Annotated in this window: 2 protein-coding genes; both read left to right on the forward strand. The window is 74.9% G+C overall.

Annotation, left to right across the window (positions count from 1 at the left end; genetic code table 11):
• Positions 1–138: 138 nt before the first annotated feature.
• Complete coding sequence (locus ACWEN6_RS08630; RefSeq protein WP_452569629.1) at positions 139–12198, forward strand: SDR family NAD(P)-dependent oxidoreductase; 12060 nt, start codon at positions 139–141, stop codon at positions 12196–12198.
• Between the two features lie 16 nt (positions 12199–12214).
• Positions 12215–14288, forward strand: a 2074-nt coding sequence (locus tag ACWEN6_RS08635) for a type I polyketide synthase (RefSeq protein WP_452569630.1), incomplete at its 3' end; no start/stop codon positions are given.

Consider the following 14288-nt stretch of genomic DNA (forward strand, 5'->3'; position numbering starts at 1 on the left):
GTCGGACTCCGAACGTTTCGTAGTTTGGTGGCGGCGCCGAATGGGTGGGAACCATCAAGCCCGGCGAGCGAACGCTTCTACTATTCCTGAACCATCAAGCCTGGCGAGCTCAACGCTCCTATTAATCCTAGGTTGGTAATGGACAACGAAGAGAAGCTTGTCAATTACCTGAAAAGAGCGACGGCGGATCTGCGGGAATCCCGGCGGCGGTTGCGCGTCGCCGAGGATCGCCTGCGCGAGCTGGGCGTCGGCCCGGACGGCGGGGCGCCGATCGCGATCGTCGGCATGGCCTGCCGGTACCCCGGAGGGGTGACCGCACCCGAGGACCTGTGGCGGTTGGTCACCGACGAGGTGGACGCGGTCACGCCCATGCCCGCCGACCGCGGCTGGGACATCGAGGCGATCTACGACCCGGAGCGCGGCAAACCAGGCAAGACCTATGCCCGCGAGGGCGGCTTCCTGCGCGATGTGGCCGACTTCGAGCCGGAGTTCTTCGGCATCGGCCCCAACGAGGCCACCGCCATGGACCCGCAGCAGCGGCTGCTGCTGGAGACCACCTGGGAGGCGGTGGAGCGCGCGGGGATCGACCCGACGGCGCTGCGCGGCAGCCGTACCGGGGTGTTCGTCGGAGTGATGTACGGCGACTACGGCTCGCGTAGCGACCGGATCCCCCGCGGCGTGCAGGGATTCATCGCGCACGGCAGCCACCGCAGCGTGGCGTCCGGGCGTATCTCCTACCTGTACGGCTTCGAGGGGCCCGCGGTCACCGTGGACACCGCCTGTTCGTCGTCGCTGGTGGCGCTGCACCTGGCGGCGCAGGCGCTGCGCGGCGGCGAGTGCGAGCTGGCGCTGGCCGGCGGCGCCACCGTGCTGTCCACCACGGAGCTGTTCGTCGACTCCGGCCGGCAGGGCGTTCTCTCCCCGGACGGCCGCTGCAAGTCGTTCGCCGCGGCCGCGGACGGGGTCGGCTGGGGAGAAGGGGTCGGCCTGCTGCTGCTGGAACGGCTCTCCGACGCGCAGCGGCACGGGCACCCCGTGCTGGCCGTGATCCGCGGTTCCGCCGTGAACCAGGACGGCGCCAGCAGCGGCCTGACCGCGCCGAACGGTCCGTCCCAGGAGCGGGTGATCGCCGCCGCGCTGGCCGCGGCGGGGCTGTCGCGATCGGACGTCGACGTCGTGGAGGGGCACGGATCCGGGACCGGGCTGGGCGATCCGATCGAGGCGCAGGCGCTGTTGGCCTCCTATGGCCAGGACCGCCGATCACCGCTGTGGCTGGGGTCGGTGAAGTCGAACATCGGCCACGCCCAGGCGGCGTCCGGCGCCGCCGGGGTCATCAAGATGGTGCTGGCGATGCGGCACGGCACGCTCCCGAAGACGCTGCACGTGGATGCGCCGAGCGGGGAAGTGGACTGGTCCGCCGGCGCCGTGGAGCTGCTGACCGAGTCCCGGCCATGGACGCGGGACGGCCACCCGCGCCGCGCCGGTGTCTCCGCGTTCGGGGTCAGCGGCACCAACGCCCACATCATCCTGGAGGAGGCGCCGGACGAGGCCGTCCCGGCGGAGTCCTCATCCCCTGACCGCACGGCCGCCCCTCCCGCGCAGTCCCCGGTGATGCCGGTGGTGGTGTCGGCCAAGTCCGAGGCGGCGTTGCGCGCGCAGGCCGACCGGCTGGCCGGTTTCCTCGCCGAGGGCGCCGACGCCGAGATGGCGGACGTGGCGTGGGCGTTGACCCGGCGGGCGGCGCTGGCGCATCGGGCCGCGCTGGTGGCCGGCGACCGGGACGGCCTGCTCGCCGCGCTGCGCGGCCTGGCCGCGGGTGAACCGCCGCCGGATGTGGCCGTCGAGGCCGCCCGTACCGGGCGGCTGGGCCTGGTGTTCTCCGGACAGGGCGCGCAACGGCTCGGCATGGGCCGCGGCCTGTACGCGCGCTTCGGGGTCTTCGCGCGGGCCTTCGACGAGGCGGCCGACCTTTTGGCGGCCGAGCTGGCCGGCGTGTCCGGCGGGTCACCCAAGCTCGGCCTGCGTGAGGTGCTGGCACCCGCATCCCAGGCCGACGAGACGGCCGCCGCCCTGAACCAGACGGTGTTCGCCCAGGCCGGGCTGTTCGCGGTGGAGACGGCGTTGTACCGGCTGCTGGAATCGTTCGGGGTGCGGCCCGACTATGTGGCCGGGCATTCGCTGGGGGAGATCACCGCGGCGCATGTGGCCGGGGTTCTGGACTTGGCGGACGCGTGCCGGTTGGTGGCCGCTCGTGGCCGGTTGATGCAGGGGTTGCCGTCCGGCGGTGCGATGGCGGCGATCGGCTGCGGCGAACAGGAGATCGTCCCGGTGCTGGCCGATTACGGCCAGGTGGCCGTGGCCGCGGTCAACGGGCCGGGTTCGGTGGTGGTCTCCGGCGCTGCCGACCAGGTGGATCAGGTCGTGGAGTGGGCGCGCAAGAACGGGCACCGGACCCGGCCGTTGCGGGTGTCGCATGCGTTCCATTCGCCGTTGATGGAACCGATGCTGGCCGAGTTCGAGCAGGTGGTGGCCGGGCTGACGCTGCGTCGCCCGGAGCTGCCGCTGGTGTCCAACCTGTCGGGTGACCTGGCCGGCGAAGAGGTCACCGAGCCCGGCTACTGGGTCGAGCACGTGCGCCGGCCGGTGCGGTTCGCCGACGGTGTCCAGGTCATGCGGCGACGCGGAGTCACCCGCTTCCTGGAGGTGGGGCCGGACGCCCAGCTCGCCCCCATGGTCGAGGAGATTCTGGCCGAGGGCGGCCACGCGGACCCGGTGGTGCCGCTGCTGCGCCGCGACCGCGACGAGGTGGCGCACTTCGGCGCCGCACTCGGCGCGGCCTGGGCCGGTGGCGTGAGCGTGGACTGGGCCGCCTGGTTCGCCGACCGTGAGACCCCGCCCCGTCCCGTCGGCCTGCCCACCTACCCGTTCCAGCGGCGCCGGTTCTGGCTGGAGGCGCACCGGGCGGGGGACGTGTCGGCGGCCGGCCAGGCGCCTGTCGAGCACCCGCTGCTCGCCGCCGCGGTGACCCACCCGGACGGCGCCGTCACCCTCACCGGGCAGCTGTCCCCGCGTACCCAGCCCTGGCTGGCCGACCACACGATGAACGGCACCGTGATCTTTCCCGGGACCGGCTTCGTGGAGCTGGCGATCCGCGCCGGCGACGAGGTGGACTGCGGTCGGCTCGACGAGCTCGTCCTTACGTCCCCGCTGGTCATCCCCGCCGCGGTGACCGGGGAAGGCGACGCGGGGGGCATGGCCGTCCAGGTCGCCGTGGGGGCGCCGGACGATCGGGGCCGCCGCGCCGTGGAGATCCACTCGACGACCGGAGAAGGCTGGGTCCGGCACGCCCAGGGCACCCTGGCGCCCGCCACGGCCGACGGCGCCGGACTCACCGCGTGGCCGCCCCCGGACGCGCGACCCGTGGACGTCGACGGGTTCGACGACCGGCTGGCCGAGCGCGGCTATGAGTACGGCCCGGCGTTCCGCGCGCTGCGCGCCGCCTGGCGACGCGGCGAGGAGTTCTACGCCGAGATCGCGCTGCCGGAGGGCGTGGATCCCACCGGATACGGCGCGCACCCCGCGCTGCTGGACGCCGCGCTGCGGGTGGGCCTGCTGCCCGAAGTGGACGCGGAGACGACCGGGGGCCGACCGGCCGACGAGGCCGGGCACGAGCACGGGCGGCCGGTGGTTCCGTTCGCCTGGCGCGGGGTCGAGCTGCACGCCACCGGCGCCGCCGCGGCACGGGTACGGCTGCGCCCCGACGACACCGCCGGAGCGGGAGCGGTACGGCTGGACCTGGCCGACGCGACGGGCCGGCCTCTGGCCACGGTGACATCGCTCGAGTCCCGCCCGCTCGCCGACGGCCTCCCGGCCGGCGGCGGGGCGGCGACCCGCCCGCTCTACGCGGTGGAGTGGCGGCCGCTGGCCGCGCAGGACGACGCCGCGCCGGACGACGGCGCGGCGCAGGGGCCGGCCGCGCGGGACGCCATCGCGGCGGCCGAGGTGCGCGTGGCCGCCTGGGATGACATCGCCACCCTTGATGACACCGCGGCCGGGGATGACACCTCGGCCGCATCCCCGCCGGAGCGGGTACGGCACGGCGTGGTGGCCACGTTGGAGCGCGTGCGGCGCTGGCTGGCCGCCGAGCCCTCCGCCGATGACACCCTTGTGATCGCGACCAGAGGCGCGGTCGCGATCGGCGGCGCGGCGCCGGACGTGGCGCAGGCGGCGGTCTGGGGGCTGGCCCGGGCCGCCAGGGAGGAGAGCCAGGGACGGATCGTCCTGGTCGACCTGGACCCCGCGCTGGACCCGGACCGCGCTGTGATCGACGAGGCCGCCGCGGCCGCGTCGCGCGCCGGAGAGCCCGAGGCCGCCGTTCGCGCCGGCCGGCTCTGGGTGCCCCGGCTGACCCGCCTCGACGCCGGGAACCCCGCCGGCGGAGCGGCGCCGGACGCCGGCCGCCCCGACGCGCGAACCGAGGATCACGCCGGTGTGGCATGGCCGGCCGAGGGCACCACGCTGATCACCGGAGGGACCGGCGGCCTGGGCGCCCTGCTGGCCCGGCACCTGGTCACCGAGCACGGGGTGCGGCACCTGCTGCTGACCGGTCGCCGCGGCCTCGACGCACCTGGCGCGGCCGAGCTGCGCGAGGAGCTGACCGGGCTGGGCGCCGAGGTGACGGTGGCCGCCTGCGACGTGGCCGACCGCGCCGCGCTCGCCGCGCTCCTGGACCAGGTCCCGCCCCAGCGTCCCCTCGCCGCCGTGGTGCACGCGGCCGGAGTACTGGCCGACGGCACCATCCCGGCGCTCGACGAGGAGCGGGTGACGGCGGTGCTGCGGCCCAAGGTGGACGGCGCATGGCACCTGCACGAGCTGACCCGCGACCGCGACCTGCGGGCGTTCGTGCTGTTCTCCTCGACGACCGGGCTGATGGACGCCGCCGGACAGGGCAACTACGCGGCGGCCAACGCCGCGCTGGACGCGCTCGCCGTACGGCGGGCCGTCGCCGGGCTCCCGGCGATGTCGGTGGCCTGGGGGGCGTGGGAGACGGAACGCGGCATGGCCGGCCGGCTGGACGGCCGTCAGACCGCCCGTCTGGCCGCCTCAGGAATGCGACCGCTCACCGCCGCGGAGGGGCTGGACCTGTTCGACGCGGCGCTGGCCGCGGGGCACCCCGCGCCTGTGGCCTGCCGGCTGGATCTCGCCGCGCTGCGCGGCCGGGACACCGAGCCGCCCGCGGTGCTGCGCGCGCTGGCCGGCCGCCGGTCGGCCCGTGCCGCCGCGGCCGGACCGGGCTCGCTCACCGACCGGCTGGACCGACTGGCCCCGGCGGAGCGGCGGGAGCTGCTGCTGGGCGTGGTCCGCGCGGAGGCCGCCGGCGTGCTGGGGTACGGCGCGGCCGAGTCGGTGCCGGTGGACCGGGCCTTCCAGGAGCTGGGCTTCGACTCGCTGTCCGGAGTGGAACTGCGGAACCGGCTGGGCCGGCGGGTCGGCGTGGCGCTCCCGGCGACGCTGGTCTTCGACCACCCGACGGTGACCGCGCTGGCGGCCTTCCTGGCGGACCGGTCCGGAGCGAAGCCCGAGCCGGCGCCCGCGGCCCGGACGGCGCCCTCCACCGAGGCCGACCCCATCGCGATCGTGGGCCTCGCCTGCCGGTACCCGGGCGGCGTGGACTCCCCGGAGGACCTCTGGCGGCTGGTGACCGAGGGCGGGGACGCGGTGGGCGAGTTCCCCGCCGACCGGGGCTGGGACCTCGGGTCGCTGTTCCACCCGGAGCCCGGGCACGAGGGGACCTCGTACGCGAGGGAGGCCGCCTTCCTTCACGGCGCCGCCGACTTCGACCCGGACTTCTTCGGGATCAGTCCGCGTGAGGCGGCGGAGATGGATCCGCAGGAGCGGCAGTTCCTGGAGGTGTCCTGGGACGCGCTGGAGCGGGCCGGGATCGACCCGACGTCGCTGCGGGAGACCAGCGCCGGGGTGTTCGCCGGGGTGATGTACCACGACTACGTGCCGGCCGGCGCCGGTGGCGCCACGGTCTCCGGGCGCGTCTCCTACACCCTTGGCCTGCGCGGCCCCGCGCTCTCCGTGGACACCGCCTGCTCGTCCTCGTTGGTGGCGTTGCACCTGGCGGCGCAGGCGCTGCGTAGCGGGGAGTGTGATCTGGCGCTGGCCGGTGGGGTGACGGTGATGGCCACTCCGGGGGCGTTCGTGGAGTTCTCGCGGCAGCGGGGTCTGGCCGCCGATGGCCGGTGCAAGGCGTTCGCCGAGGCGGCCGATGGGGTGGGCTGGGGTGAGGGTGTCGGGGTTTTGGTGGTGGAGCGGTTGTCGGACGCTCGCCGTCGTGGGCATCGGGTGCTGGCGGTGCTGCGTGGCTCGGCGGTGAACCAGGACGGTGCTTCCAATGGGTTGACGGCGCCGAATGGTCCTTCGCAGGAGCGGGTGATCGCTCAAGCGTTGGGGGCTGCCGGGTTGGTGCCCGGTGATGTGGATGTGGTGGAGGCGCATGGTACGGGGACGGCGTTGGGTGATCCGATCGAGGCGCAGGCGTTGCTGGCGGCCTACGGTCAGGGTCGGCGTTCGCCGTTGTGGCTGGGGTCGGTGAAGTCCAATCTCGGGCATACCCAGGCGGCGGCCGGGGTGGCCGGTGTGATCAAGATGATCCTGGCGATGCGGCACGGGTTGTTGCCCAAGACGCTGCACGTGGACGCGCCCTCATCGAAGGTGGACTGGTCGGGCGGGGCGGTGGAGCTGCTGACCGAACCTCAGCCCTGGCCGCGCGTTGCGGATCGGCCGCGCCGGGCGGGGGTGTCCTCGTTCGGCATCTCCGGCACCAACGCCCACGTCATCCTGGAAGAGCCGCCCGCTGAGGAGCCGTCGGACGTCCCCGCCGGCACGGTCGTGCCGTCGGCGGAGATCGTGGCCGGTGAGGACACCGCCGCGCTTGCGGTGCTTCCGATGCTGGTGTCGGCCAAGAGCGAGGGAGCACTGCGGGCACAGGCCGGCCGATTGGCCGGGTTCATGACCGAGCACGACGAAGCCGAGCTGCTGGATGTGGCCGCGGAACTGACCAGGAGGGCCGGCCTGCCGCGGCGCGCGGCCGTACTGGGCGAGACCCGGGATGCCGCGGTGGCCGGGCTGCGCGCGCTGGCCGCCGGCGAACAGGCCGCCGAGCTCGTCCGAGGTCTCGTGCACGACGGCGCCGACCAGCCGGTGTTCGTCTTCCCCGGGCAGGGCGGTCAGTGGCCCGGCATGGCGATCGAGCTGCTGGACTCCTCGCCCGCGTTCGCCGCGGCCCTGGAGCGCTGCGCCGCGGAGATCGAGGCGCTGGTGGACTGGCGGGTGCGCGAGGCGCTGCGCGACGCCCGGATGCTCGACCGGGTCGACGTGGTCCAGCCGGTTCTCTGGGCGGTCATGGTGGCGTTGGCGGAGACCTGGCGCGCGGCCGGGGTCGAGCCGGCCGCGGTGGTCGGCCACTCGCAGGGAGAGATCGCCGCCGCCTGCGTGGCCGGGGCGCTGTCCCTGGCCGACGGGGCGCGGGTCGTGGTGACGCGCGCCCGCGCGGTCGCCGAGCGCCTGTCCGGCCGAAGCGGCGGCATGATGTCGGTGGCGCTGCCCGCCGAACGGATGACCGAGGTGCTCGCCGGGTACGGCGACGCGGTGTCGGTGGCCGTGGTGAACGGGCCCGGCTCGGTGGTGCTGGCCGGTGACGCCGCGGCGCTGGACGCGCTGGAGGCCCGGCTGCGAGCGGACGGCACCCGCGTCAAGCGGCTGGCCGTGGACTACGCCTCGCACGGCACGCAGGTGGAAGTGCTGCGCGAACCGCTGCTGCGCGAACTCGCGGCGCTGCGCCCGCGGACCGCCCGGGTGCCCTTCTACTCCACCGTGACCGCGGCCGAGGTGGACACCGCCGGGCTCGACGCCGAGTACTGGTACACGAACCTGCGGCGGACCGTGCGGTTCGCGGAGACCACCCGGGCGCTGCTGGCCCGGGGCCGCCGGCTGTTCCTGGAGATGAGCCCACATCCGATGCTCACTCCGGCGATCGAGGAGACCGCCGCCGCGGACGGCGTGGACGTGGCCGCGCTGGGCACGCTGCGCCGCGACGAGGGCGGCCGGTTCACCACGGCGCTGGCCGAGGCGTGGCTGCGCGGAGTGCCGGTGGACTGGCCGAAGGTCCTGCCGCTCGCGCGGCGGCGCGTGGAACTGCCCGCCTACCCCTTCCAGCACGACAGGTACTGGAAGCCCGCCACCCCGGGCGGACCGGCCGGGCTGAGCGCCGCCGGCCTGGACTCCGCCGACCATCCGCTGCTCGCCGCGGTGCTGGACGAGCCGGACGGTGACGGGCTGGTCTTCTTCGGCCGGCTGTCCATCGCGGGTCAGCCGTGGCTCGCCGACCACCGGGTCGCCGGCCGGATCGTGGTGCCCGGCGCCGCGCTGGTGGAGATGGCGTTGCACGCCGCCGACAGGGCCGGCTGCGACATGCTGGAAGAGCTGATCCTGGAACGCCCCTTGGTGCTGCCCGACGACGGCGCGACCCGGGTGCGCGTGGTGGTGGGCACCGCCGAGGACGGCCACCGGCAGATCTCGGTGTCCGCCGCGCCGGCGTCGGCGGACACGGCCGGCGCCGCGGCGACCCCCGCGTGGACCCGGCACGCCACCGGCACCCTGGCGATGGCCGCCGACGCGGAGCCGCCCGCCACGCAGCCGCCCGGCGCGGCCTGGCCGCCGGCGGACGCGCGGCAGCTGGACATCGGGGAGCTGTACGAGACCCTGGCCGCCGGCGGGTACGGCTACGGGCCGGCGTTCCGCGGACTGCGCTGTGCCTGGCGCCGCGGCGACGAGATCTTCGCCGAGGTCGCTCTGGCCGAGCCGGTCGCCGGCGAGGCGGACCGGTTCGGGATCCACCCGGCGCTGCTGGACGCCGCGCTGCACACCGCGGGACTCCTCGACGGCGACGCCTCCGGCGCCTCCGGCGCACCCAAGCTGCCGTTCACCTGGCGCGGCGTCCGGCTGCGTTCCACGGGCGCCACCGCGGCACGGGTACGGCTGCGCGGCGTCGTCGACCGGCCCGGTGCCGACGAGCTCGACCGCGGACGGAACGGATCGGGCCCGGGGACGACGGACCGCTTCGCCATCGAGCTGGCCGACCCCGGAGGGATCCCGATGGCCTCGGTGGAGGCCGTGGTGGTGCGCCCGGTGACCGACGGGGAGCTGGCTCACGCGGCGGCGGCGAACGTTCTGCCACCGCGGCTCACCTGGACGCCGCTGCCCCCGGTGGCCCCGCCGGCGGTCCCGGCCCCGATGGCCGAGCCGCTCGCCAGCGGTGCCGGGTCGGCCAACGGTGCCGGGTCGGCCAGCGGTGCCGGGTCGGCCAACGGCGCGGGATCGGCCAACGGTGCGGCGACGGCGCACCTCGCCGCCCCGCACGGGCAGGAGTCCGCCGGGGCCGCGATTCCGGGCCTCGAGGTGTTCCACGTCCCCCGCGACGGTGGCGAGGACCCGGCCGCCGCCGCTCACGCGGCCACCGGGGCCACCCTGGCCGCGCTGCGCGGATGGCTGTCCGGCGACCGGGCGGACGGCGCCCGACTGGCCGTGGTGGTGCGGCGCGCGGCGGCGGTCCTCCCAGGAGAGGACGCCGATCCGGCATACGCGGCGGCCGCCGGCCTGGTGCGTGCCGCGCAGGCGGAACATCCCGACCGGTTCGTCCTGCTCGACACCGACGAGCAGGACCCGCCATGGGCGGCGGTGCGGGCGGCGATCGATGCCGGCGAACCGGAGCTGGCCCTGCGCGCCGGCACGGTTCACGCGCCGCGGCTGGCGCGGGACGCCGACGCGCTCGTCCCCCCTGCCGGGCCGTGGCGGCTGGCCACCACCGGCAAGGGCACGCTGTCCAACCTCGCGCTGCTGCCGGCGCCTGAGGCGACCCGCCCGCTGGCGCCCACCGAGGTACGGCTGGCGCCCCGCGTCGCCGGGATCAACTTCCACGATCTGGTGGTCGCCCTCGACATGATCACCGAGGAGGACGACGGCCTGATCGGCGAGGCCGCCGGGGTGGTGCTGGAGGTCGGTTCCGCCGTCACCGACCTGCGGCCGGGCGACCGGGTGACCGGCCTGGTCGACGGCGGCGCCGGCACCGTGGCCATCACCGACCGGCGGCTGCTCGTCCCGATCACGGACGACTGGTCGTTCGCCGCGGCCGCGGTGCTGCCGATCGTCAATCTCACCGCCTACTACGGCCTGGTCGACCTGGCCGGCGTGGGCCCGGGGGATCGGGTGCTGGTGCACGCGGGCGCGGGCGGAGTCGGCATCGCCGCGATCCAGCTCGCCCGGCACCTGGGCGCGGAGGTCTACGCGACCGCGTCGCCCGCCAAGTGGCCCGTGCTGCGCGCGCTCGGCCTGGACGAGGCCCACCTCGCCTCCTCCAGAGACCTCGGCTTCCGGGAGAAGTTCCTGGCCGCCACCGGCGGCGCGGGGATGGACGTGGTGCTCAACTCGCTGGCCAGGGAGTTCGTCGACGCCTCGCTGGAGCTGCTGCCCCGCGGCGGCCACTTCCTGGAGATGGGCAAGACCGACATCCGGCGGGCGGAAGAGGTGGCCGACACCCACCCGGGGGTCGTCTACCGGGCCTACGACATGGTGGCCCAGTCGCGCACCGAGCACCCGGCGGGCACCCCGGAGCGTGTCCAGGAGATCCTCGCCGAGGTGCTGCGGCTGTACCGACACGACGTGCTGCGACCGGCCCCCGTCACCATCTGGGACGCCCGGCGCGCCAAGGACGCCTTCCGACACCTCCAGCAGGCACGCCATGTCGGCAAGCTCGCGCTGACCGTGCCACGGGAGCTCGACCCGGACGGCACCGTCCTGATCACCGGCGGCACCGGCGTCCTCGCCGGGCACGTCGCCCGCCACCTGGTGACCCGGCACGGCGCGCGGCACCTGCTGCTGGTCACCCGCCGCGGCGCCGACGCACCCGGCGCCGCCGAGCTCCGCGACGAGCTGGCCGAGCTGGGCGCCTCGACACGGGTCGAGTCCTGCGACGTGGCCGACCGAGACGCCCTCGCCGCGCTGCTCGACGGCATCCCGGCGGCGCATCCGCTGACCGGGGTGGTGCACGCGGCCGGCGTCCTCGACGACGCCACGATCGCCTCGCTCACCCCTGACCGGCTCGCCGCCGTGCTGCGTCCCAAGGCCGACAGCGCCTGGCACCTCCACGACCTGACCCGAGGGGACGATCTCGCCCTGTTCGTCATGTTCTCCTCGGCCGCCGGGCTGCTCGGCTCGCCAGGGCAGGGCAACTATGCCGCCGGTAACGCCTTCCTGGACGCGCTCGCCCAGCATCGGCGCCATCTCGGCCTGCCCGGGCACTCGCTGGCCTGGGGGCTGTGGGCGGAACGCAGCGCGATGACCGCCCACGTGGGCACCGGTGACTCGGCGCGGCTGGCCGCGACCGGGCTGCGCGAACTCGACACCGAGACCGGACTGCGCCGCTTCGACGCCGCCATCTCCGGGGACGCGCCGGTGGTGCTCGCCGCGGACCTGGACGCGGACGCGCTGTCCGGCCACCCGGTGCCGCCGATGCTGCGTGGCCTGGTGGCCGCGCCGGCACGGCGGCGGGCAGCGGCCGACACGCCCGCGACCGAGGAGTCGCTGACCGAAAGGCTGACGGGGCTGCTCCCGGCCGAACAGCGCCGCATCCTCCTCGACCTGGTCCGCTCGCACGTGGCCGCGGTGCTCGGGCACGCCGGGGTCGACGCGATCGCGGCGGAGCGGGCCTTCGCCGAGCTGGGCTTCGACTCGCTGACCGCGGTGGAACTGCGGAATCGGCTGGCCGACGCCGCCGGGGTGCGCCTGCCCGCGACGCTGGTCTTCGACCACCCCAACCCGGAGGCACTGGTGCAGTTCCTCCTCGAGGAACTCGACCCGGAGCACGCCGACCCGGCACGCGCCGTACTCGACGAACTCGAACGACTGGAGGCCACGATGGCCGAGCCGCTCGCCGAGGCTCCGTCCGGGCAGGCCGATGTGGAGGCGGTGGCGGCCCGTCTGGAGGCGCTGGCCCGCCGCTGGCGGGAGGCGCACCACCGTGCCGACGGCAACGGAGCTTCACACGACCGGCTGCGGGATCTCGCCGCGGCGACCGACGAGGAACTGTTCGCGGTGCTGGACAGCGAACTGGGCGGCCCGGACGGGACGCCCTGAACGGGGGAGATGACTCATGTCTGGCGACGACCGGCTGCGTGACTACCTTCGCAGGGCCACCGCGGATCTCCAGGAAACCCGGCGGCAGCTCCGCGATGTGACGGAGCGGGCCCGGGAACCGATAGCGATCGTCGGCATGGCCTGCCGGTACCCGGGCGGGGTGACCACCCCGGAGGAGCTGTGGACCCTGGTGGCCGCGGAGCGGGAAGGCATCTCCGGCTTCCCCACCGACCGGGGCTGGGATCTGGACGCGCTGTACGACCCGGAGCTGATCCGCCCCGGAACCAGCTACGTGAACCGCGGCGGGTTCCTGGAAGGCTCCGGCCGGTTCGACGCCGACTTCTTCGGGATGAGCCCGCGCGAGGCCACCGCCACCGACCCGCAGCAACGGCTCATCCTGGAGACCTCCTGGGAGGCGCTGGAGCACGCCGGCGTCGACCCGTCCGGCCTGCGGCGCAGCCGCACCGGGGTCTATGTCGGAGTGATGGCCCCGGACTACGCGATCGGCTACGGCCGGGATGTGCCCGAGGCCGAGGGCCTGCTCAGCACCGGATCGCACGGCAGTGTGGTGTCCGGGCGGGTGGCGTACGCGTTCGGCCTGGAGGGGCCGGCGGTGTCGGTGGACACGGCGTGTTCGTCGTCGCTGGTGGCGTTGCACCTGGCGGCGCAGGCGCTGCGTACGGGGGAGTGTGATCTGGCGCTGGTCGGTGGGGTCACGGTGATGGCCACGCCGGAGACGTTCACCGAGTTCGCCCGGCAGCGGGGCCTGGCCCCGGACGCACGGGTGAAGGCGTTCGCCGACGCCGCGGACGGCACCGCCTGGGGCGAGGGCGTCGGCGTGCTGGTGGTGGAGCGGCTGTCGGAGGCTCGTCGTCGTGGGCATCGGGTGCTGGCGGTGGTGCGTGGCAGCGCGGTGAACCAGGACGGCGCTTCCAACGGGTTGACCGCCCCCAACGGTCCCTCTCAGGAGCGGGTGATCTTGCAGGCGCTGGCGGCCGCCGGGTTGATGGCCGCGGATGTGGATGTGGTCGAAGCGCACGGTACGGGGACGGCGTTGGGTGATCCGATCGAGGCGCAGGCGTTGCTGGCCGCCTATGGCCGGGGACGGCGGTCGCCGTTGTGGCTGGGGTCGGTGAAGTCCAACCTTGGGCATACTCAGGCGGCGGCCGGGGTGGCCGGTGTGATCAAGATGGTCCTGGCGATGCGGCACGGGTTGTTGCCCAGGACGTTGCATGTGGAGGCGCCGTCGTCGAAGGTGGACTGGTCCGGTGGGGCGGTGGAGTTGCTGACCGAGGCCCGGCGATGGCCGCGGGTCGAGGGCCGGCCGCGCCGGGCGGGGGTGTCGTCGTTCGGCTTCAGCGGCACCAACGCGCACGTGATCCTGGAAGAGCCGCCTGTCGAGGAGCCGCCGGCCCTCGGCACCGCTGCTCCCGCCGTCGAAGGATCGTTGGCCGGGGAGAGGTCGCTCGTTCCGGCTGGAACGGAAGGCACAGCCGCGCCGGCGTCGTCGGTGCCTGTGGTGCCTGTGGTGGTGTCGGCCAAGAGCGAGGCGGCGTTGCGCGCGCAGGCCGGTCGGCTGGCCGGGTTCATGACCGAGCACGACGAGGCCGATGTGCTCGATGTGGCCGTCGGGTTGACTCGAAGGGCCGGCCTGGAGCATCGAGTGGTGGTGCCGGTCGCGGCGGCGGACCGCGAGGGTCTGCTGGCCCGGCTGCGGGCGCTGGCAGCCGGGGAGTTGGAGCCGTCCTCGGTGGTGGGTCGGGTGCGGCCGGGCCGGGTGGCGGTGGTGTTCTCCGGTCAGGGTGCTCAGCGAGTCGGGATGGGCCGGGAGTTGTATGCGGCTTTCCCGGTGTTCGCCCGCGCTTTGGATGAGGCGTGTGCGTTGCTGGAGGCCGAGCTCACCGCCATCGACGCTGCCGGGGTGGTGACCGGCCTGGCCGATGGGCTGGACCTACGCGAGATCATCCTCGGCCGGACCGGTGAGACCGGCGAGTCTGTTGCTGGTGGGGTGCTGGATCAGACGGTGTTCGCTCAGGCCGGGTTGTTCGCGGTGGAGACGGCGTTGTTCCGGTTGTTGGAGTCGCTTGGGG

Source organism: Sphaerisporangium sp. NPDC004334 (assembly GCF_053602655.1).